General features: G+C 54.3%; 19 protein-coding genes and 1 tRNA gene. 10 read left to right on the forward strand and 10 right to left on the reverse strand.

What is annotated here, in order from left to right; translation table 11 throughout:
• Position 1 precedes the first annotated feature (1 nt).
• The 4 genes from CFELI_RS03540 to CFELI_RS13680 all read left to right on the forward strand — a co-directional run bounded on the left by CFELI_RS03540 (position 2) and on the right by CFELI_RS13680 (position 2,278).
• The gene (locus CFELI_RS03540; protein WP_277103949.1) at positions 2-760 is read left to right on the forward strand and encodes a PaeR7I family type II restriction endonuclease; all 759 of its coding nucleotides are present in this window, start codon (positions 2-4) and stop codon (positions 758-760) included.
• Positions 761-1,184: 424 nt separating this feature from the next.
• Positions 1,185-1,532 (forward strand): hypothetical protein, encoded by a 348-nt coding sequence (locus tag CFELI_RS03545; protein ID WP_290259473.1) that lies wholly within the window; start codon positions 1,185-1,187, stop codon positions 1,530-1,532.
• 318 nt (positions 1,533-1,850) lie between these two features.
• Positions 1,851-2,120 (forward strand): helix-turn-helix domain-containing protein, encoded by a 270-nt coding sequence (locus CFELI_RS13615; RefSeq protein WP_353959542.1) that lies wholly within the window; start codon positions 1,851-1,853, stop codon positions 2,118-2,120.
• A gap of 35 nt (positions 2,121-2,155) precedes the next feature.
• Entirely contained in the window at positions 2,156-2,278 is a 123-nt protein-coding gene (locus tag CFELI_RS13680) for a hypothetical protein (protein WP_374724702.1), read from the forward strand.
• Between the two features lie 97 nt (positions 2,279-2,375).
• Here CFELI_RS13680 and CFELI_RS03555 read toward each other — a convergent pair.
• A tRNA-Arg gene (locus CFELI_RS03555) sits at positions 2,376-2,448 on the reverse strand.
• A gap of 315 nt (positions 2,449-2,763) precedes the next feature.
• Between CFELI_RS03555 and CFELI_RS03560 the strand changes: the two genes are divergently transcribed.
• The gene (locus CFELI_RS03560; protein ID WP_277103339.1) at positions 2,764-3,045 is read left to right on the forward strand and encodes a cg0963 family protein; all 282 of its coding nucleotides are present in this window, start codon (positions 2,764-2,766) and stop codon (positions 3,043-3,045) included.
• A gap of 167 nt (positions 3,046-3,212) precedes the next feature.
• Positions 3,213-3,974 (forward strand): precorrin-6A synthase (deacetylating), encoded by a 762-nt coding sequence (gene cobF, locus CFELI_RS03565; RefSeq protein ID WP_277103337.1) that lies wholly within the window; start codon positions 3,213-3,215, stop codon positions 3,972-3,974.
• A gap of 70 nt (positions 3,975-4,044) precedes the next feature.
• Here cobF and CFELI_RS03570 read toward each other — a convergent pair whose 3' ends face one another.
• The 4 genes from CFELI_RS03570 to CFELI_RS03585 form a co-directional block, all read right to left on the reverse strand.
• The gene (locus CFELI_RS03570; protein WP_277103336.1) at positions 4,045-4,296 is read right to left on the reverse strand and encodes a mycoredoxin; all 252 of its coding nucleotides are present in this window, start codon (positions 4,294-4,296) and stop codon (positions 4,045-4,047) included.
• Between the two features lie 34 nt (positions 4,297-4,330).
• Positions 4,331-4,801, reverse strand: a complete 471-nt coding sequence (locus tag CFELI_RS03575; RefSeq protein WP_277103335.1) for a dihydrofolate reductase — start codon at positions 4,799-4,801, stop codon at positions 4,331-4,333.
• A gap of 1 nt (position 4,802) precedes the next feature.
• Positions 4,803-5,606: a thymidylate synthase gene (locus CFELI_RS03580; protein WP_277103334.1), complete on the reverse strand. Its 804-nt coding sequence runs from the start codon at positions 5,604-5,606 to the stop codon at positions 4,803-4,805.
• Between the two features lie 341 nt (positions 5,607-5,947).
• The gene (locus tag CFELI_RS03585) at positions 5,948-6,706 is read right to left on the reverse strand and encodes a 3'(2'),5'-bisphosphate nucleotidase CysQ (protein WP_277103333.1); all 759 of its coding nucleotides are present in this window, start codon (positions 6,704-6,706) and stop codon (positions 5,948-5,950) included.
• Positions 6,707-6,776: 70 nt separating this feature from the next.
• Between CFELI_RS03585 and CFELI_RS03590 the strand changes: the two genes are divergently transcribed.
• From CFELI_RS03590 to CFELI_RS03600, 3 genes are read left to right on the forward strand one after another with little or no spacing between them, the layout of a single operon-like run.
• Positions 6,777-11,762, forward strand: a complete 4,986-nt coding sequence (locus CFELI_RS03590; RefSeq protein WP_277103338.1) for an Lhr family ATP-dependent helicase — start codon at positions 6,777-6,779, stop codon at positions 11,760-11,762.
• A gap of 53 nt (positions 11,763-11,815) precedes the next feature.
• Positions 11,816-12,229: a YccF domain-containing protein gene (locus CFELI_RS03595; protein ID WP_277103332.1), complete on the forward strand. Its 414-nt coding sequence runs from the start codon at positions 11,816-11,818 to the stop codon at positions 12,227-12,229.
• Positions 12,229-13,044, forward strand: a complete 816-nt coding sequence (locus CFELI_RS03600) for a DNA-formamidopyrimidine glycosylase family protein (protein ID WP_277103331.1) — start codon at positions 12,229-12,231, stop codon at positions 13,042-13,044. The genes CFELI_RS03595 and CFELI_RS03600 overlap by 1 nt, the downstream gene beginning before the upstream one ends.
• Before the next feature lie 110 nt (positions 13,045-13,154).
• Here the strand turns inward: CFELI_RS03600 and CFELI_RS03605 are convergent, their stop codons facing one another.
• The 5 genes from CFELI_RS03605 to CFELI_RS03625 form a co-directional block, all read right to left on the reverse strand.
• Positions 13,155-14,375, reverse strand: a complete 1,221-nt coding sequence (locus tag CFELI_RS03605) for an MFS transporter (protein WP_277103330.1) — start codon at positions 14,373-14,375, stop codon at positions 13,155-13,157.
• Entirely contained in the window at positions 14,372-15,451 is a 1,080-nt protein-coding gene (locus tag CFELI_RS03610) for a GNAT family N-acetyltransferase (protein WP_277103329.1), read from the reverse strand. The genes CFELI_RS03605 and CFELI_RS03610 overlap by 4 nt, the downstream gene beginning before the upstream one ends.
• A gap of 14 nt (positions 15,452-15,465) precedes the next feature.
• A complete protein-coding gene (locus CFELI_RS03615) occupies positions 15,466-16,638 on the reverse strand; it encodes an ATP-grasp domain-containing protein (protein WP_277103328.1) in 1,173 nt (390 codons plus the stop codon).
• A 281-nt stretch (positions 16,639-16,919) separates the two neighbouring features.
• Positions 16,920-18,560 (reverse strand): glucose-6-phosphate isomerase, encoded by a 1,641-nt coding sequence (gene pgi, locus CFELI_RS03620; protein WP_277103327.1) that lies wholly within the window; start codon positions 18,558-18,560, stop codon positions 16,920-16,922.
• A gap of 237 nt (positions 18,561-18,797) precedes the next feature.
• On the reverse strand, positions 18,798-19,112 hold the full coding sequence (locus CFELI_RS03625) for a chorismate mutase (RefSeq protein WP_277103326.1): 315 nt from the start codon (positions 19,110-19,112) through the stop codon (positions 18,798-18,800).
• A gap of 272 nt (positions 19,113-19,384) precedes the next feature.
• Here CFELI_RS03625 and CFELI_RS03630 point away from each other — a divergent pair, with 272 nt between their 5' ends.
• Entirely contained in the window at positions 19,385-21,970 is a 2,586-nt protein-coding gene (locus CFELI_RS03630; protein WP_374724763.1) for a UvrD-helicase domain-containing protein, read from the forward strand.
• The last annotated feature ends 959 nt before the right edge of the window (positions 21,971-22,929 follow it).

The following is a 22,929-nucleotide window of genomic DNA, read 5'->3' on the forward strand; positions in this document are numbered from 1 at the left end:
AATGGGAAAAAGCTCTTTTACACCAAAGAAGACATGGGAACTTGCAGTACGAAGCTACTGGGAAGGGCTAAGTTTTCAGCAAGCACGCCAAGGCAGGGCAACAGGTGTCAAAGACACAGGGTATCGCGCAGCGGTTACTGGCGGGCAACAGATGAACGCATTTCAAGATGTGTGCGCTTCCATTTGGCAAAGCGACAGTGACATTGAGCTTGAGGTACGCACCAAGGGGCACAACCACTTGCCCGCGTATTTCCGTCCAGCGAAAAACTGGGACCTTATCGTGTTACATCGAGGAGCGCTTATCGCTGCTATGGAATTTAAGTCTCAACGTGGTCCTTCGTTCGGTAACAATTTCAATAACCGAACGGAAGAAGCGCTTGGCCTCGCAGCTGACTGCCAAATGGCAGTAGAACGAGGGTTGTTCGGCCATCTTAAACCCTGGTTTGGGTTCGTCATGTTTGTTGAACGCGCCCCGAAATCCCTCGAACCAGTCAAGATCCCGACTGGGATGCCGTTCCCGGCAGACCCTGTCTTTGAGGGGGCATCGTATATCGATCGTTACACCATTTTCTTTGATCGCATGGTGAAGGAAGGGAACTATGACGTCGTGGCCTTGCTAACTGCTGAGGCGGGCCAAGGTAAGTTCGTTGAGCCGTCGGTAACTTTGTCACTGGCGAATTTGGAGGCAGCTATTCGTGCCAGGATTGAGTACATCAAAGCCTTGCCCGATGATGTATTTGACCAGATGGCGAATCAATAATGAGTGAATAACGCTGATGGGATAGCGTGAGCGTTGTCTGTAAAACCGCAGGTCACTCTTGCAGGGGTGTCCTGAAGATTAAACTATTAATCGTGAACAGAGACCGCGTGGATTGTTAGGGGTCTGCATTTCGGGTGGGAGCCGGTTGGCTTTTTATGGAAGGCGGGGTGTCATGATTCTTAATGACAGCAAAATCCGCTGACGATATTGAATACAAAGTGCCTCAGAGTGAATTGAAAAATAGTCTTGGTTGTTGTGAAGAGAAAATAGAGCTAGGCAGGCTGTTATTGACTGTAGTATGTATTCGAAGGACAAGGAACCGATTGTCAAAGACGCACGACTTGTGTCCTCAAATCTTCGGAATGTGGGGATCGGTCAGGCAATCATTTCTTCGAAAAGATGGTTATGAGGAGGTGCTCAGTCGATGAGTAATAGTTTCTTCTTAAGTACGCAAGCTCCATTGCACGTTGTGAAGGATGCCTTCATGGCAGAGGCTTTATTTGAAGAAGCGTGGTTCGAAAGTCATGAAATTTTTAATTTTTTCGCGACGGGGCGAAAGACTGTGGGTTGCATCTTTGATATCAGTAATGATGGTGATTGCTGGGACACTCTGATTACGGTGCGTGAAGGTGAATATGAGCTGCACCGAGAACTCTTCCAGATATTGCGCAAGTTGCCGTACAAGTGCACGTGGATTGATCCTAAAGACGATGCGGAGCAGGAGTTCATCCCAGAAAATGCATTACCCCCAATCCCTGTGCAAAAACTTTGATAACCATCTGCACTCTGCAGACTGTGTCAATTTGTTTGTGTTTGGCGTTGTTGTCTTATAAGAAGGGCTGCAAATAAACAAAAGAAACCCCTGCTTAGGGCTATTTCTATGTTAGCTACTATCGGGGGTTCTTTCCTTATTTGCAAAAAGTGCCCCAGAGAGTGCCCCAGAGAGTGTCTGTGGTCATGACATAGTTGACAATTCTGTTCTGGGTTTTTCTTAATGACACTTGACAGATCAGTCGCGTCATTGTTGACACTTGGCATGCAAGGGCAGAGGTCTTGACACTTGACAGATCAGTCGCGTCATCGTTGACATATGAATAGTCCGAATCGAAACCTCGCGATCATTACCTACGTCCTTAAACAAGGCAACACAGTTGCAGCCGCAGCGCGCCATTTCAAAGTCTCACGCCAATGGGTATACACCCTCATCCACCGATACGAAACCAGCGGCGGAGCCGGTCTCCAACCCCGCACCAAAGCACCGCACACACCCACACCAATGAAGAATCGCGCACCAGAAAAGACAAAGTCGACAAAGCAGGAAGAGTCACACGACGCTACGCAGGCAAGCTCTACCACCTAGGCATCACACGCGCCTACAGCGGACAAAAAGTCACCATGGTCGTCGTCGACAAACACATCACCACAGCACTCACAGACACCGGAGAAATACTCACCGAACACGTCATCGACGAAACCCGCGACTACCAAAAACCAACATGGAAAAAACACAAAAAATAACCGACAGTCACTGCCCAAAAATTCAGAACAGCAACTTCCGGTTATGTCCACTATGACGCGACTGAGTTGTCAACTATGACGCGACTGAGGACAAGAGTGCCCCAGAGAGGAATCGAACCTCCGACACCGGCTTTAGGAGAGCCGTGCTCTATCCACTGAGCTACTAGGGCAACAGATTTACAACCGCTGTCAGCGGAGTAATCCGAAAAGATACAGTACCTGAAATATGCGCCCGCAAGGAAATCTGAAACAGTACAACAGGGGTAGAAGTTCGTACAGGTTCATAGCCGTTGTACTTGGGAAAGGCGCAACTGGCACTACCCCCATAACGAGTTTGAACGCGAAAAGCAAATTACGTCTACTCTGGAGGTAACCACCTTGCTCGGCGATATTCCACAATAGGCACTTTTCCAAGCTAGAGCCTTATATTTGCCTTAAGTGAAGCTCGCTAAGCAAAACCGCTACCCACAGTGCGAAGGAGCCTCATCATGGTCAAGCAACCAATATTCCACGATGTCAACCGCCGATCTGTCGCCGCTTCATTTGTTGAAGAAGACGGAAAAAATGTTCTCGTGTTGGAGCTTCTCGACGAAGAAGGCAACCCGATTGAGCGTCTGCTTACACTCAACCGATTCGACGCGAAACAGCTTTCCGCCGCCTGCGATCGTTACCTGCACCAGCAGATTTCCATCGACTACTCCTACGTGAACTCACTATTGTCCACGAAAGACCATGAAGATCTGGGCTACAGTGCAATCGACGAATAAACCACCATAAAAAGAAAGCTCACACTGGGACAAACCCACACCGTGTAACCGCGTGGAGAAGGCACACCAAACCGACTATGATAAGCACTTGTCATAGTGGGGGTATCAAGACCCAATTCCCACCGGAACCACACCCAACGCCCACAATGTGAGGATTCTACACACTAATGCGCACTGTATCCGTTATTGGCATAGGTGCAGGAAGCCCCGAGTTCCTTACTCTTCAAGCGATCTCGGGGCTTCGCCATGCCAGGGCAGTATTCGCCCTCGATAAAGGCGACACCAAAGCTGACCTTTTAGCCCTGCGCCAGCACATCATCGACACCCATTCGCCCAGCACACCCCTGTATTCCATCACCGATCCTGAACGCGACCGCAACCCCGACAACTACCAGGCAGAAGTCATACGCTGGCACAAACAACGCGCAGCACTCCTCGCCGAGGCGATCCGCACCCACTCAGGCGAGAACGACACTATCGCCTTCCTTGTGTGGGGTGACCCCAGCCTTTACGATTCCACCCTGCGGATTATCGAACACATGGAAACCTACGAAAACCTGAACATGAATGTGCAGGTAATCCCAGGAATCACCGCAATCCAAGTACTCACGGCAGCGCACAAACTCCTGCTCAACCGCATCGGCGAAGCAATCCACATCACCACAGGGCGCAACCTCAAAACAACCAGTGCGCACAACCGACGCAACTGTGTAGTCATGCTCGATGGTGCAAATGCTTGGCTAGAAAACTTTAGCGACAACACCTACATCTACTGGGGTGCCTACCTCGGCACCGAACACCAAGTCTTACGAGCAGGATATGTCAAAGACATCGGCGAAGAACTCGCAGAATTGAAAAAACAACTCCGCACCACCCACGGGTGGATCATGGACACCTATCTGCTTCGCGAACTCGACGAACACGCCTAAACCTAAAATAAGCAAAAACCTTGCCCAAGGATCACGTTCCAAGGGCAAGGGTTTTCTATGAGCTACTGGATTAACGAAGCTGCGCCAGCTTCCGCTCCACTGCACGCGCTGGGGGATTGGTGGCATGAGTGCCATCAGAATAACGAACCGTAGGAACAACACGGTTACCGTCATTCACCGACTTCACCCACTCGCCAGCAGCAGCATCCTCATCGACATCAATCACGTCGAAAGGAACATTCTTCTCCGCAAGATCCGCCAACAGGCGCTTGCAAAACGGGCACCACGTCGTGGCATACACAGTGATGTGATTAGTACTCATAGTCTCTTTTCAAAAAATCATCAAGAATTACATATTAGGCAAAGCTGCGAACCCACGTCTGAAACTGGTAACGCACCCCCGACGTCGACACCATCCACTCCGACTCCGACTCCAACACAAAATTGTCAGGAATCTCAGGGGCGTAGACTGCGCGGGAACCGAGATCAGTATCGACGTCGATAAGCGTGCGCTCAATGCGACTGACCTGCCCAAGAGTTGCAGCATACACCTGACCCCCACCGATAATCCAACCAGCATTAGGCACAGAATCAATCACAGTAGCACCCTGCGACCACGCGCCGGGAGCGCGGGAGGAGAGCACAAAATTCTCCCGGCCGGGCAACGGCTTCAACGGCAACGACTCCCACGTACGCCGCCCCATAATCACCGGCTCACCCAACGTCACTTTCTTAAAATGCGCCAAATCCTCCGGCACATGCCACGGCATATCCTCGCCATCACCAATCACACCAGCACGATTCTGCGCCCAAATAGCCTTCAGCACGTTACACCGCCACCTGCGCCTTGATAGCAGGATGCGGATCGTAACCAACAATCTCCACATCCGCAAAATCATAAGAGAACAAATCAGCCGCCTTATTCAACTTCAACTGCGGATACGGGCGCGGTTCACGACTGAGCTGTAATAAAACCTGCTCACGGTGATTGTCATAAATATGGCAATCGCCGCCAGTCCAGATAAACTCACCCACCTCAAGACCCGCCTGCTGCGCCAACATGTGCGTCAACAACGAATACGAAGCAATGTTGAAAGGAACCCCCAAAAACATGTCTGCGCTGCGCTGATACAGCTGACACGACAGCGTGCCGTTGGCCACATACAACTGGAACAACAAATGGCACGGTGGAAGCGCCATATTCTCAATCTCCGCCACATTCCACGCAGAAACAATATTGCGACGCGAATCAGGATTATTCTTCAACGTTTCCAACGCCTGCGAAATCTGATCAATATGCTCACCCGTCGGGGTGGGCCAGCTACGCCACTGCACCCCATAGACCGGGCCCAAATCGCCGTTCTCATCTGCCCACTCGTTCCAAATACGAATGTTGTTGTCCTGCAACCAGCGCACATTCGACGAACCTTGCAAAAACCACAGCAATTCACCCACCACCGAATGCATATGCACCTTCTTTGTGGTGATCAACGGGAAAGACTCGGCAAGGTTGAAACGAATCTGACGGCCAAAAAGGCTTGTTGTTCCCGTACCTGTGCGGTCGGCCTTGTGTGTACCTTCAGCCATGATGGTGCGGAGCAAATCTTCATAAGGGGTGGCGATTGCGGTCATGCGAACAATAGTAGTGGCACCGATCGAAGAACACCTATGTGACAACATTCCGCATCCTTCACAATGAGCAACACGGTGCACAGAGAAGTCACATGCCCTGAGGACCAGCCACTGCGAAACCCATGGTGGCGAAGGTAAACATAAACGACAACAGCCACGTGCTGTGGTGTTTGTGAAAGAAACACACGCACGTGGCTTGAAGCACACAGAACCTTTGCCTGCACATCGCAGATAACTACACCCTAGGGTGCAGGCACCTTGTGGGGTGCGCACCACAAATCCTGAGCAGGATCAAAGCGGGAACTAAAGGCGCGAGTAAGGATCGTGAAATGAGTGGCGGATCAGTAGCTGCCGTGTTCTTCGCGGAAAGCAGCAGCCATCTGCAAAATCTCATCAGCCAACTCGGGGCGGCAAATCAGAATATCGGGCAGATAGGTGTCCTTGTTGTTATAGGTCAACTCTGAACCATCAAGTCGCGAACAGTGCAAACCTGCGGCCTTGCACACACCCACAGGTGCAGCCGAATCCCACTCATACTGGCCACCAGCATGAATGTAGGCATCATAGTCACCCAGCAACACATGCATTGCCTTTGCGCCAGCAGAGCCCAGTGGCTCAGTGGAAAACCCTAGTTGCGCAGCAATATGGGTAGCTACCTGTGGGGCACGGTTATGGGAAATTGCGATCCGCTGGGCAAACGGACCAGTGACAGCGCGAGCCTCAGCGGAATGGAACACCACACCTAAATCGGGCAAGCCAACAGCCGCGTGGGTGGGAATGCCGTTTTCAACGAGTGCGATATGTACAGCCCAATCCTGGCGACCGGTGGCGTATTCCTTGGTACCGTCGAGGGGGTCAATGATCCACACGCGCTCCTTGCCGAGGCGCTCAGGATTATCGGCGGCCTCCTCCGAAAGGAAACCATCATGGGGGCGGTGCTGCTCAAGCACCCGAGCAATCCAGTTTTGGGCGAGATCATCACCGGCGTCGCCGAGTGCGCGATCACGTAACACGCCGACGGTGCGGACACCCTTGAGGATGTCGCCGGTACCCTTAGCAAGACGGTAGGTCAAAGTGGCATCATCAATGTGAGCAGTCATAGTTTCATAGTCTAGTTGGTTGGGGAAAGTGGAAGTGAACGCAAATAACCACAATTTAAGCCCTCAGGGTATTCTTGCCCGATTCACACCCCAGGTGGCTACTTGGTTTCAGGATGTCTTTGCCCAACCCACCCCTGTGCAACTCGCGGCGTGGGAGGCTATTTCTGCAGGTGAAAACGCCCTTGTGGTTGCGCCGACGGGCTCCGGTAAAACCTTGGCCGCATTCTTATGGGCCTTAAATTCACTCGTCGACGCTCCCGGCCAAACCCACATCCCTGTGGTCAATAACACTGTTGCCACGTTCACACCTGCTGCTAAACGCCACGGAAAAGACGGAGGTGCTGGGGTGAAAATTCTCTATATTTCCCCACTCAAAGCACTCGGTGTGGATGTCGAACGCAACCTGCGCGCCCCACTGGTGGGTATTAACCGCACCGCCCAAGCACTTGGCCTCGATAGCTGTGACATTACCGTTGGTGTGCGCTCAGGGGATACCCCTGCCGCCCAGCGCGCTGCCCAGGTGCGCAGGCCACCAGATATTTTGATTACCACTCCAGAATCGGCCTATCTGATGCTCACCTCGAAGGCGGCGGGGATTTTAAGCACCGTGCACACGGTGATTATTGATGAAATCCACGCCATGGCGGGAACGAAACGTGGCGTTCATTTAGCGCTGACCTTGGAACGGCTGGAGCGATTAGTAACACGAAGCGACAACGCAACCAGCACAAGCAGCGCACAGCACAACGGTGAGGGGGCGGGTTTTTCCGCGCACAGAAAATTGCAACGCATTGGTTTGTCGGCAACTGTGCGCCCGCTTGAAACAGTTGCTCAATTCTTAGGTGGGGCACATCCGGTGCAGATTATTAATCCTGAAGCTCATAAGCAGTGGGATTTGCAGGTGCGCGTTCCTGTTGCGGACATGTCGGATCTTTCTGCCCCTGAACTGGGCTCAACTATTGGTGAATTTACCTTCGACGACCCGCATGGGCTCGCCACGCCGCTTCCGATTGACAGTGATGACGATAATGGTGATGACAATGACGATCTCCTCGCTCTAGCCGACCGTGCATTCCCAACAGTCGCAACTCATCAACAACTTTTAGACCCGCGTCGAGATACAGATGCAGCGCAAGGATCTATCTGGCCGCATATCGAACAACGCCTCTATGAGGACATTTTGGCGCACAGGTCCACGCTCATTTTCGTCAATTCCCGACGCAGCGCGGAGAGACTAACCGCACGTCTCAATGAGCTGCATACCCTCCACATCGACCCCGACTCGCTTAATACCCCAGCGCAACGCGCGATTCCCGCGCAGATGATGGCGCAATCCGACTCAGTGGTTGATGCCGCGCATGTCATTGCCCGCGCCCACCATGGCTCGGTGAGTAAAGACGAACGCGCCATGACTGAACGTCTGCTGAAAGAAGGAAACTTACGTGCTGTCGTGGCTACGAGCTCTCTTGAGCTTGGCATTGATATGGGTGCCGTGGAACTGGTGGTCCAGATCGAATCGCCTCCTTCGGTGGCGTCGGGGCTGCAGCGTGTTGGCCGCGCTGGGCATGTTGTGGGTGCTACCAGCCATGGCGTGTTCTACCCTAAGCACCGCGCAGATTTGCTTCAAAGTGCGGTCACGGTGCAGCGCATGCGGCAGGGGCTTATTGAGGAGCTGAAAGTGCCGCGCAACGCTCTTGATGTGCTCGTGCAGCAAACTATTGCCGCAGTATCGGTCGAAGACATTGATGTGGAGGAGTGGTACGCCACCGTCACCCGGGCTTATCCTTACCGCACTCTTGCGCGCGAGGTGTTCGATTCGGTCATTGATCTTGCCAGCGGCGTGTACCCTTCCACCGATTTCGCTGAGCTGAAACCGCGCATTATTTTCGACCGGATTACGGGCATGATGAAGGCGCGACCCGGCGCGCAGCGTGTTGCTGTGACTTCGGGCGGGACGATTCCGGATCGGGGGATGTTTGGGGTGTATGTGCTTGGGGGTCAGGCGGGTGCGCGCCGGGTGGGGGAGTTGGATGAGGAGATGGTGTATGAGTCCAGGGTGGGGGATGTGTTTACTTTGGGTGCGTCGAGTTGGCGGATTGAGGAGATTAATCGTGATCAGGTGTTGGTTAGTCCTGCGCCTGGGCATGCGGGTCGGTTGCCGTTTTGGTTGGGGGATCAGATGGGTCGTCCTGCGGAGTTGGGGAAGGCTGTGGGTGCTTTTCGACGCGCTCTTGCGGCGGATCCTTCTGTTGCTAGTCAGGTGGATCGTTTAGATGAGTTTGCTCGTGCTAATGTGGTGCGTTTTGTTGCTGAGCAGGTTGAGGCTACGGGTATTGTTCCGGATGAGAAGACGCTGGTGTTGGAGCGTTTTCGTGATGAGGTGGGGGATTGGCGGGTTGTGTTGCATACGCCTTTTGGGCGTGGGGTGAATGCGGCGTGGGCGTTGGCGGTTGGTGCTGCGATTAGTCAGGAGTGGGGGATTGATGCGCAGCCGGTGAGTTCTGATGATGGGATTGTGTTGCGTCTTCCTGAGCAGGATCGTGATCCTGATGCGTCGTTGTTTTTGCTTGATCCTGATGTAATTGAGGATGTGGTGACGCAGCAGGTGGGTAATTCGGCGTTGTTTGCGTCGCGGTTTCGGGAGTGTGCGGCGCGTGGGTTGTTGTTGCCGCGGAAGAATCCGGGTAAGCGTGCTCCTTTGTGGCAGCAGCGGCAGAAGGCTGCCCAGTTGTTGGATGTGGCGAGGAAGTATCCGAGTTTTCCTATTATTTTGGAGGCTGTTCGTGAGTGTTTGCAGGATGTGTATGATCTTGGCTCCTTGAAGGAGTTGTTGGAGGATTTGCGTGCGCGGCGGGTGCGGATTGTGGAGGTGACGACTCAGCAGCCTTCGCCTTTTGCTTCGTCGATTTTGTTCCATTACACCGGTGCGTTCATTTATGAGGGGGATAGTCCGCTTGCGGAGAAGCGGGCTGCGGCTTTGGCGCTTGATCCGTCGTTGTTGGCGAAGTTATTGGGGACGGTGGAGTTGCGGGATCTGTTGGATCCGGAGATTATCGCCGAGGTGGATGCGCAGTTGCGGAGGGTGAGTCCGGATCGGTTGGCGCGTACTCCAGAGGAGTTGGTGGATGTGTTGCGTGTTCTTGGCCCTGTTGCGGATGTGGAGGCGCATGTGCTTTTCGACGTCGACATGGACGTGTTGGTGTCGAGTGTGTTGGCTGGGCGGGTGATGCGGGTGCGGATTAACGGTGTGGAGCATTGCGCGTTGACTCAGGATGCTGCCCTGTTGCGTGATGGTTTGGGTGTTCCGGTGCCTCCTGGGGTTCCGGCGCAGGTTGATACTATTGCTGATGCGTTGGAGCAGCTTGTTGGGCGGTGGGTTCGTTCGCGTGGCCCGTTCGTGTTGGGTGATGTGCAGAAAGCTTTTGGGTTGTCGGCTTCGGTGGCGCACACTGTGGTGGGTGTGCTGATGAACCGAAAAGCGGTGGTGGAGGGGCATTATCGAAGCGGGGTGGATGAGCCGGAGTATGTGGCTAGTGATGTGCTGAAAATTCTTCGTAGCCGTTCGTTGGCGAAGGCGCGGGCCCAAACCCAGCCGGTGTCGCAGTCGGCGTTTGCTCGTTTTCTGTGCTCGTGGCAGCAGGTGGCAGGCGTGGGTGGGCAGTGTGAACTCTATGGGATTGATGGGCTGTATGCCGTGTTGGAGCAGCTGGCTGGGGTGGCGTTGCCTGCTAGTGCGTGGGAGGAGTGGGTTTTGCCTAGTAGGGTGCGTCACTATAATCCCGCGGATTTGGATGAGTTGACCCATAACGGTGAGATTGTGGTGGTAGGCCGTGGGCAGGCAGGTCCTGGTGATCCGTGGGTGATGCTGTTACCTGCGGACTTGGCCTCAGATATTGTCACGGCAGATAAAGACGATGAGGTGGGGTTGACGAGTCTGCAGCGGCAGGTTCTAGATTTCGTGCGCCAAGGTGGAAGTTATCTTTATCCGCAGATTAAGCAGGCTGTGGGGGCGGAGGATCTCGGTCTTGTCACAGGGCACGCCAGTGATAGTGAACTTGGTGCTGCCGTGTGGGGATTGTTTGAACGTTCGCTGCTGTGTCCCGACAGTTTCGCTCCTCTTCGGGCGCGCCTTGCAGGCGGTGCAACTACCGCGCATAAGGCTCGTCGCACCCCGAATCGCAGCCGCGCGACTACGCGTGGGGCAACGAGGTTTCGTACAGGGGCATCGATGGGTCGAACAAACCCCACCCCGCCGGATATGTTGGGGCGCTGGGGGATGGTGATCAGCGCACAGTCTACTGCGACTTCCCGGGCGTATACTGTGGGTGAAAACCTGCTGGATCGCTACGGGGTGGTGACCCGCGGCAGCGTGCAGACTGAGAATATTGTGGGCGGGTTCCAGCTTGCCTACAAAGTATTGTCCCAGTTTGAAGAATCCGGCAAAGCCATGCGCGGGCTTTTTGTTGAGGGTTTAGGTGCTGCCCAGTTTTCCACCCCAGCAGTAGTCGACCGGTTGCGCGGGCACGACGACAGCATCGATGGTTTAGGCTGGCCGTCGGGGGCGAAGACTCCGAGCGTCTACGTTCTTGCCGCAGCCGACCCCGCCAACCCTTATGGGGCGGCAGTGCCGTGGCCTGTCAAAGGACCCACCCGCGCGGCTGGGGCACTGGTCGTGCTTATCGACGGCCTACTCGCCGCCCATGTCACGCGCGGCGGAAAACACCTCACCCTTGTTGATACACCTCAACCCGCCCTTGAAGTGATCGTTTCTGCGCTGAGCGCAACACTGAAGACCAGGCTGGTGGTCGAAAAAATCAATGGGAGCGCTGCATTGAACTCACCACTAGTAGATCAGCTGCGCCAGGCGGGGGCGTCGATAAGCCCGAAAGGCATCATCATCGCACCACGATCGCAGAGCTCAACACCTGCAACCACGCGCAGCCGCGGGCGCAGCTTAAGCGACGCCGTGGAGGAGATCACCGCCGACGATCACCCCCACTCATCCTATCCCCCTGAGCGTTTCCCGCAACGCCGCTCACCTTTTTATCGCCGCTGACCGCACACCAGATCCACAATCCGTACAGGAGAGAATCCACTAGGCTTAAAACTATGAAAACACTACTGAATGTCATCTGGGTTGTCTTTGGCGGATTCTGGCTGGCTCTCGGCTATTTCATCGCCGGAATTATCGCCTGCATTTTCATCATCACCATCCCCGCCGGTGTTGCCAGCTTCCGCATGGCCAACTACGCACTCTGGCCCTTCGGCCGCACTGTGGTTGCAAAAACCAGCGGAACCGGCGCACTCAACGGGCTGGCCAACATCATCTGGCTTGTCATCGCCGGATTCTGGCTCGCACTCGGGCACCTGACCACCGCAGTAGCCCAAGCCATCACCATCATCGGCATCCCACTGGCTATCGCCAACATCAAAATGATCCCCGTCACCTGCTTCCCCTTCGGCAAGAAAATCGTCGACAGCAACCGCATCCCCGCAGGCTACACACCCATGGTGAGCATGTAATGCCCGAGGGCGACTCCCTCTACCAACTCGCCCACCGACTCCAATTCATGACAGGGCGAGAAGTCACCACAACCGACATCAGAGTACCCCGATTCGCACTCGCCGACTTCAGCGGATCAACCTGCGAAAAAGTCTGGCCCTACGGAAAACACCTCTTCATGCAATTCGGGCCACTCATCTTGCACACCCACCTCAAAATGGAAGGAACATGGGCCATCCACCGTGCGGGTGACCGCTGGCGCAAACCCGCACACACCGCCCGAGTCATCCTCCACCTGGCCGACGCGCACACCCCGATTGAACTCGTAGGACACTCACTCGGATTTGTTCGCATATTCCCCACCACGAACTACCCCGAACCCATCGCACACCTAGGCCCCGACGTCTTAGCCGACACCTTCGACCACACCGAAGCCAAACGACGCCTGAACCTTCGACCCGAACGCAGCATCGGCGCAGCACTACTCGACCAAACAAACCTCGCCGGAGTAGGCAACGAATACCGCGCCGAAATCTGCTACATCGCAGGAATCCACCCAGCAACACCCGTCGGCGCAGTCGACATCGACCACATTCTCACCATCACCCGAAAACTCATGTGGGCCAACCGCCTCGCACCCCTAAGAGTAACCACAGGAATACGGCGCGCCGGGGAATCAACCTATGTGTTTGGCCGCAACCACAAGCCTTGTCGGCGCTGCGGCACCCTGATCACCAAAGCCGAATTAGGCGGGATGAAAGGCTCAGGTGATGAAGGCGAGCTTGAACGCATCATCTGGTGGTGCCCGAACTGCCAGCCTGTGCACAGCTTATAGCGGGACAATGTCCTCGCCCCATCGTCTACGCAAACAGTGCACTGTCAGGAAACGCGTGATGGCGACGTCGACACGCGTAAAAAGCACGCAGCAAGACAGCACATGAGTGTTTACAGGGAAGACGGACGCTGCGTCTGGGTGCGCATCAGCGTCGCAATACACCACCACGCGCCGACAGCACAGCACACAACTGCTAGTTCCACAACACCGAAAGAAAGCACTGTGGGGGCAGCCAACAACGCCCCGATCACAGGTGCAGCAACAACATCTTGCAAAGACCCAGTCGCCCCGAAAACACCGAGATGCGCCGAGCGGCTAGATTCAGGCGCCAAAGAATAAGACAACTCCCACAGCGCTGCGGAAAACAACACCTCACTCGCTGTAATAAACACCACGGTGAGCAGCAACAACCCAGCCGCAGTGGGGAAGGAAGGCGCGGGGATGAACAAAACCACAGAAATCCCCACCAGCGCACACACAAGGAAAACAGCCGCTGCCATTAAACACCGCGCAGCTGATAACACAGTTGTTGACCAATGAGCAACGCGCGTTTGCACCACAACAACGAGCACAGTATTCACTATGAAAAAGCTTGGAGCAACCCACGTGGGAATCGAGTTCACCTTGTCCACCGTCATCGGAATCGCCAAAATGAGCAACCCATTAAACAACATCAGCGGCACCGTGACAAAAGCAAGCCCCACATACGCTCCACTGCGGATCGCACGTAAAGAGGAAAGCAAGCCCGCACCCACGGCCTTCACCTCAGTCGAATGCGAAGAAGTGCGCGGCAAACACGCCAGCAGCGGCACGGAAGCAATTAACGCAAGCCCTGGAACCGCAACGAGAAGCTGCCTGACTTCAGCCGATTGCGCCACCAAAATAAACGAAGCCACCACAGCACCGATAGAAAAACCAACATTGCGCAACACTCGCAGCTTTGCCATAAAAACTGTGCGCTGCTCACTAGTTAGAAGATCGCCAACTATTACCAGCATCACAGCCCCCATTGCTTGACGCAACCCTGCCTGGAGCCCAGCCAGCAGCACAAACAGCCACCATGCGTGGACAAAGGATAAAGCTACAACCGTCATCCCGGAGATCAGGCTAAGCCGCACATACAATGTGACAGGCGACATGGAATCAGCCGGTGCACTCAAAGGAACAGCGGCGAAAAACCCGAGCAGACCAGCAAGCCCTAATCCCAGACCAATATCTGTGGAACTAAAACCCCGAACTGTGACGAAAAATAGTGCGAAGCCACTTAAATTAAGACCCGCACCACAGGCGGAAATAAACTGCGCTGACGCAAGAATTTTCTGCGGTGTCACGTGCAACCCCACTGGTGATACTCGGCAATGCTGCGTTCAAACTCTTGAGCTTCCCGCTGAGGCAGACCCGCAGTAATGGTAGCGGGATCGACAGTACGCGGCTGGGATTCAAACCCTACCGAATACAGTGGTCGAACCTGTGCGCCTCTAAGCACTTTGGCATGAAATGATTCCATCCCAAGCTCAAGACGATCCAAACCTAAATCACAGCAGGCCTGCACAGGCGCACGAAAAGCAACAGCCGTATAGGCGGGAAAACCACGAGTGCGTTCGTAATCGAAACCAACCACCCTGGTCCACAGAGCACCCTCATACTCATAGGAGAGATTAAAAGCACTGATCTGCCCGCTGGGATCACGCAAGCAAAAAGCTCGCGCAAAAGAGCCTAAAGCCTCTAACTGCCTGCTCAACATAGCAGCCATAGCTTCTGGGCTATGGTTATGCCCATAGCGAGTCTGCACCTGACTCAGCAACCACCCCAAACGCTCCACCTGGGCGAGGCATTCGTGCCCATCAAGCTCACAGGCGCGAAAATCCGACTCTGCCAAGGAACGCAATTCCCTCCGGAAATTTGTGCGCCGCTGACTCGTAGGCAACTGGTTAATAAAATCATCGAAAGATTCAACCTCGCAAGGAATGAAACACTCAGCCCCTGCGAAAAATACCTTCGCACCTTCCCACGCGGCGGCTACCTTTTGCGCATCTGGGGCTGAAAGATACGGCCACGTCCACGCCATGGCATCAGTATCACAAACACCTAGATTTTCTAAGGCACTGCCCATTGCCGCCCGAAGATCCGGGACAGGAGGCACCGATGAATGATAGCCACGGCGACCACCAAAAATAATGCCCGGCGAATAATAGGGGTTGTTCTCCTGAGGCGAAGAATGAACAACCAACCCAGCGCAGTGTGGACTGGAACCGTAAAGCCCCTGCGCAAGTTGATCAGTATCAGCAAAATCGAGCCACGCTGGGCTGAGATAAAAATTATCCCGACACTCCTTATAATCCTTAGCGCTTAAATGTTGTGCAGCCAGGGAGGCATGAGGCTCCCAGGTGAATGTGTAATCAGCCATGTGTGTACCTTTAATCAAGCGGCGGTGAGTAAAACATGTAACTGTGATGCGACGTCGACAAGCTCAGCATGCGAAGGGGCGCAGAAAAACACAAACCCACCATTGCTTGCCGACAAGAAAGCCCCAGTAGCAGACACAGGATTTTCGCGTACGTCGACCACCTGATCGATAGCCTCAATCTGTTCGCGCACACGCGGACTCAACCCGTTTAAAGGCAAGGCGCAATGACCCCACAACAACCCGGAATGCCCAGATGAATGCGGAGGACGGTAGCCTGGCTGAACAGTCTGCGCCCTGTGATGCCCGCGATACAGATCGATTCCCGTGACTTTTTCAAAAACATGCGGAATCGCGCCCCCAGCAGGGCGCAACCCAGATTCGGAGATCAGGAACTCACCTGATTCCAGCTCGAAAAACTCAGTGTGAAACACCCCATGGCTAATCCCAGAATGATCGATCAACTGTTGATGCAGACTCAAAAGCGTATCGACGCGCGGATCTGTCGGGGCTAACATCAACGACATATAACCTTGCTGTTGTGTCACACTGTGAAGCTGCGGTTGGAAATATTTGCTTACCATAAAAGTGCGCTCATCATCGTTGACGTAGCAGTCAACATGATATTCCGTAGCAATAGCACAGGGACGTTCGGCAAGCACCGGCAGTGAAAGCTCTTGAACACACTCGTCGATATCGCCGCTGCTAAGCAGCATAACCCCAGCACTGCCACCACCGTAGAGTGGCTTGACCACAGCGGAACCACCCCAGGATTGACAAGAGTGGCGCAGCTGATCCTGGGACTCGATCAGGGCGAAATCGGTGGTAGGAAGCCCTGCGTTACGGAACAAGACTTTCATTGCGTATTTGTTACTGAAGTTAATAACCTGATTCACAGTGGGGCCTGGCAATCCCAAGCTGGCGCGAGCGAGAGCAGCAGCGGGTGCGCCGGTTTCAAAAGGATTCACCACACCAGTAATCGCATAGCTACTTCCAAGAGCTACAGCTTGTTGTGCCACGGCAGCATAATCGGCGAGTGAATCGACAAAACGCACCGGATCAGAACCAAAATCATGAGTATTTGTTTTCTCAGTGATCCACACAGGCGAGAAGCTGAAATCGTCTTTTTCCATATTTCGCACAGCCTGAGGAGAGCGTGCGGCAGAAATAATGTAGAGAATATGAGTCACAGCTACACACCAGCCTTGAGATTCTAAAAGAGAACGCCTGTGTTTATTGTCACTACGTGAGTGTAGCCTGTGATGGGCAATACATACTTACCGAAGCTTTGAACAAGGGGCCAATAAGGCACAAGTGCGTGCAAAAAGAATCAGGGAAAAGTGTGCGTCTGCGACATAAAAGCCCTGATGAGCAGCCAAAATTGAGTGCGAGAAAAAGAGGGAAGAAAAAGCAGTGGGCGGGGGTGGATACATCCACCTCCGCCCACAATAGCGCGCTGAAGATACTGAAACTAGCCGCGGTGCGCGCGGTACCAATGAATCAGCGCGTCGGTGGAAGAATCACCGGAATCGGCAGGAACTTCACCGCTGACAGCAGGAGCCAAATCATTCGCCTGCTGCTTGCCCAACTCAACACCCCACTGGTCGAAAGAATTCACATCCCAAATCACGCCCTGAACAAACGTGATGTGCTCATACAAAGCAATCAATGCGCCCAGTACCGCAGGGGTGAGCTCCTGCGCCAGAATCGTCGTCGTTGGATGGTTACCAGGCATCACCTTGTGATTAACCAGCTCAGGGGCGACACCCTCAGCCGCAATCTCCTCGGCAGTCTTACCAAAAGCCAACACCTTAGTCTGAGCAAAGAAATTGCTCATCAACAGATCATGCATGCTGCCCTCACCAGAAGCCGTCGGCAGATCCTGCTTCGGGCGCGCGAAACCAATGAAATCCGCAGGGATCAACTTCGTGCCCTGATGCATCAACTGGAAGAACGCATGCTGGCCATTCGTACCAGGCTCACCCCAATAAATCTCACCCGTCGAACAAGTCACAGGCGAACCATCATGGCGCACCGACTTACCATTCGACTCCATCGTCAACTGCTGCAAATACGCAGGGAAACGGCCAAGATCCTGCGAATACGGCAACACAGCGTGCGTCTCAGCACCAAACAAATCCGTGTACAGCACACCCAAAAGACCCATCAGAACAGGAATGTTCTGGGAGAACTCAGTCGTGCGGAAATGCTCATCCATTGCGTGGAAACCCTCAAGGAAACGCATGAAATCCAATGGGCCGATCACAGCCATCAGCGACAAACCAATAGCAGAATCTACCGAGTAGCGGCCACCAACCCACTCCCAGAAACCAAACATATTCTTGGTATCAATACCGAACTCGGCAACCTTCTGCGCATTCGTCGACACCGCCACGAAATGCTTCGCCACAGCTTCCTCAGCGCCTAACTTCGACACCAACCAACGCTTCGCAGCATGCGCATTAGCCAACGTCTCTTGAGTAGTAAACGTCTTCGACGCCACCACAAACAACGTGGACTCAGGATCACACTCGTCAAGAACCGCAACCATATCAGCAGGATCCACATTGGACACGAACTTCGCAGTAATACCCGCAGTAGCGTAAGTACGCAGCGCCTTCACCGCCATCGCAGGGCCCAAATCAGAACCGCCAATACCAATATTGACCACAGTCTTAATGGTGTGGTTGGTATAACCACGCCACGCACCCGAACGCAAAGACGTCGCAAAATCACGCATACGCCCCAGCACCTCATGCACATCAGCAGCCACATCCTGGCCATCAACAACCAGATCATCTTCCACCGGCAGACGAAGAGCAGTATGCAACACCGCACGATCCTCAGTGTTATTAATGTGAACGCCCGTGAACATATCCTCAATACGCTCACGCAACTGCGCTGCATCCGCAACCTTTAAAAGAGCGGCCAAGGTGGCGTCGTCAAGCAAATTCTTGGAGAGATCCACATGCAAACCAGCAGCCGAAAAACTCAACTTCTGTGCGCGAGCCGGATCAGTAGAAAACAGCGAACGCAACGACGTCTCAGCAAGCGAACGCTGCGCCTCAACCAATTCGCCCCACGCAGGGGAAGCAGTGATGTCGAGTGACATTTAGAACTCTCCATTTCTGTTGAAGAACTACCAAAAAGACAAAACCTGAAAAACCCTACACAACACGCATGCGGGCAACACAGGAAGGGGGTACAACACCCAACTTCTAAAGTAGTGCACACACTAGCCACAATGCCCGATCGGACGCCCATAACGTGGGAAATCCCATAGTTTTAGCAGTGCGCAACGCACACAGCGCACGCTACGCACACACGCGCCTTTACACGACCGCGCTCCCTAGCCGAGACGCCCGCGCCCCATCCGCAACAAAATCTGGGCAAGACCCGGACCCTCATCACCCAGCTCCTCACGGAACTGATTAACAATCGCCACCTCACGCGTATGCACCAGCCGCGTCCCACCCGAAGACATGCGAGTCTTCCCAATCGCCTTTGAAATATCAGTGCGACGCTTCACCGCATCCAAAATAATCCGATCAAGACGATTGATTTCCTCCCGATACTGCTGAATTTCAGCATCCGACAAAGGATCATCCGTACCAGACGGGAAACGAATCTCGAATTCTTCACTCACAGGCTGATCAGCGCTCATGCCCACTATTGTGCCACGATAGAGCCAGCAACGTTAAAGAAAACACAACGATACTTTCGCACACTGATCACACACGAAAACCGCGCGTGTTCACCCCACGTTGTAAGTTAGAAAGAACTATGGACACCACGAACTCACCCTTCTCCGCCCGACGCCCACACACCGACGCCCCACACGAGGGAAACAGCAGCCTACCGCACGCGCAACCAGCACAGACACTCGACCTGTTCGCCGACTACTTCGAGCCGGTACCGCCGCCCGAAGAACCGGACATGCCCGCCGACTTCCCCGATGTAGAACCACGCGATCGCGACTATGCGGATGCCGCAGAGCTTTTCGACGCCCCCTTACCGCCCGAAGAACCGTTGCACACACCCCCGCACACTGCGGCACCAACAGCGAGTACCAGTGCGTGTGCGCCAGTTGTTCCCGACTCCGCACTCGTCGAAGGCCTCAACCCACAACAACGCCAAGCAGTGGAACACGCAGGCAGCCCCCTTCTCGTCGTCGCAGGTGCCGGCTCTGGTAAAACCGCCATGCTCACAAGGCGCATCGCCTACCTCATGCGCTGCCGTGGGGTACACCCAGGGCAAATACTTGCCATTACCTTCACCAATAAAGCCGCCGCAGAAATGCGCACGCGCGTGGCCGACCTCGTCGGGCCCATCGCATCACGCATGTGGGTGTCCACATTCCACTCCACCTGCGTACGCATCTTGCGTGAGCAAGCACCACTGGTGTCGGGTCTTAACACCAACTTCACCATCTATGACTCCGACGATGCCAAGCGATTATTGGGCATGATCGCGAAAGATTTCCAACTCGACATCAAACGCTTCACACCACGGCTGTTGGCGACCGCGATTTCGAATCTGAAAAACGAACTCGTTGACCCTGACCAAGCACTGGCCGAAGCAGAATCGACGAAAAACCCCTTCAACAAAACCATCGCTGATGTGTATCTGGAGTACCAGCGCCGCTTGCGCACCGCCAATGCCGTCGATTTCGATGATCTGATCGGCGAAGTCGTGCGGATCTTTAGCGAACACGAAGAAGTGGCACAGTTCTACCGCCGCCGATTCAGGCACGTGCTCATCGACGAATACCAAGACACCAACCACGCCCAATACCGACTCGTCAGCCTGCTGGTAGGCAGCGGGGAGCAGGCGAGTGAACTGTGCGTGGTGGGTGATTCCGATCAGTCGATCTACGCCTTCCGTGGCGCAACCATCCGCAATATCGAAGAATTCGAGCGCGACTACCCGCAAGCGGCCACCATCATGCTGGAGCAAAACTACCGCTCCACCCAAACCATCTTGTCGGCCGCAAACGCAGTGATTGCTCAAAACGAAAACCGGCGGGAGAAAAACCTCTGGACCGAGCACGGGCACGGTGAAAAAATCGTTGGCTACGTAGCCGATAACGAACATGATGAAGCCCGCTTCGTGGCAAGCGAAATCGACACCTTGGCCGATAGTGGCATGGACTATTCCGACATGGCGATCATGTATCGCACCAACAACTCCTCCCGCGCCATCGAAGACGTATTTATGCGCAGCGGAATCCCCTACAAAGTTGTGGGCGGCACACGCTTTTACGAACGTAAAGAAATCCGCGATATCATCGCCTACCTGAAGATTTTAGACAACGCAGAAGACGAAGTATCGCTGCGCCGCATCATTAACACCCCCCGCCGCGGAATTGGTGATCGAGCCATCGCCTGTGTCGGTTTACACATGGAAAGCCACCAAGTCTCCTTCGCCCAAGCACTACGTGCAGCCGCAGCAGGCGAAGTCTCCATGCTGGGAGCACGCGCGAAAAACTCCATCGCGGGGTTCGTTGAACTCATGGACACACTTCGCAGCGAATCGCAGCAGATGGTCAACGACGTTACCGGCATGCCCGATATCGGGGACGTGGTTTCACGCATCCTCGATGCCACCGGCTACAGCGCAGAACTACAAGCCAGCAACGATCCCCAAGACGGGGCACGGCTAGACAACCTCAACGAACTCGTGGTCGTCGCCCGCGAATTTTCCTCCGAAGCCGCCAACCAACTGGCCTACGAGCGCATGGGGACAGAAAACGACAGTACTGAAAGCGATCCTGACAGCGAAGCAAACGCAAGCCTTGTGGCTGGAGAACCTGCAGCCGGATCTTTGCAAGCATTCTTGGAAAAAGTCTCACTCGTAGCCGATGCCGATCAGATCCCAGATACCGAACAAGGCGTAGTCACCTTAATGACCCTGCACACCGCCAAAGGTTTGGAATTCCCAGTGGTATTCCTCATCGGCTGGGAAGATGGACAATTCCCACACATGCGCTCCTTGGGCAACCCCCGCGAACTCGCAGAAGAACGCCGCCTCGCCTATGTCGGCATTACACGCGCACGGCAGCGACTGTATATTAGTCGCGCACTGTTACGCTCCTCCTGGGGTAATGCCGTGACCAACCCTGCGTCGCGCTTCTTGGGTGAGATTCCGACAGATCTTATCGAATGGCGTCGGGTAGAACCTGACGTCTACGCGTGGGGCGATGATGTCGGCTACGACTACGGTGGCGTGCGCACCTCGCACTATTTCCAAGGTAGCTCGCGTGGCTATAACGCAGAGCAGCCTCGTGCGACTACACCCCCGCGACTGCGCAAGCGCGAAACTACGATTCCTTCCGCACCACGCGCACAAGGCAACGAACTGAAACTAGCAGTGGGGGATCGAGTGAACCACGCCAAATACGGTTTGGGCAAAGTACTCTCCGTTGACGGGGCGGGCCCACGCACCTCCGTAATGATTGATTTTGGATCTTCCGGAACCGTTCGGCTCATGCTTATTGGTGGCGTGCCCATGGAAAAACTGTAGAAATTCCCCTGAGCACAGCAGTTTTGCGTGCGGGGAAAATACCAGCGGGGCTCAGAGCACATCTTGAGATGTGTTCTGGGCCCCGCTGATTTTTATCAACGATGTAGCTGTATCCAACACTGGCGAAAAAGGTTTCCGCTACAAAATCGACCCCTCTTGAAACGAGAAAACTCGACCTTTCCTCCACCGGGCGCATGAACGTGCGAGGTGCACTGCGAAAGGGTCGAGTTTTCTCCAATTCATCCAACGTTGTGCCCCTCCACACGCACTATTACGCGCGGGGGAAGCTCCACCAATTTGCACCCGCCACAGAGTCCTCGAATGTGAAGAAGTCGAACGTGCCCACATCCTTGCTCAGCGCACTGTTTATCTACCGTGAGGGCGAGGGAGTGAGGTTGCTCGACCTTTTCGTTCGTGGGCCTATGAATCCGCGTTGTCAGAAGTAAAAGAGTCGAGTTACCTGAATTTGCACTAGATAGCTAGGCACTGACAACTGTTGTGGATGAGGTTTCTCGACCTTTTTTGTGGGAGCCTACAGATTCATGCTCCTTGGGTAGAGAAAAGTCGAGTTTTCTCAATTCCCATAAGCCATGCACACCCCTCAGCAGAACCTGCCGCACGGGGAAACTCGACCAATTCATCGCCACTCCTTGAATACGGGCTCTTGCGAATGAAAGAGTCGAGTTGTGGTAAGGCCAGCCGGTGGGATGGCAGATTTTCACGAGGGGGTGTGCACGGTTGCTCGACTTATTGGTGAATAAACCTATGTTCTCAGCCACGAGGAATAGGAAAGGTCGAGTGAACTTGGTTTTGTGTGTTTTTCACTGGACACAAATCTAAGCGTGACTGTTAGGGCGCGGAAAAATTCTCCTGGTGTCAGTGCATTCTCGCTCGTGGTGTTCTGGAGGAAAAGACACGCGACTTCGGCGAGCTAAGCAGGGGTGCGTAAAAAGTCCCTA

The organism is Corynebacterium felinum (genome assembly GCF_030408755.1).
Taxonomy (GTDB): Bacteria; Actinomycetota; Actinomycetes; order Mycobacteriales; family Mycobacteriaceae; genus Corynebacterium; species Corynebacterium felinum.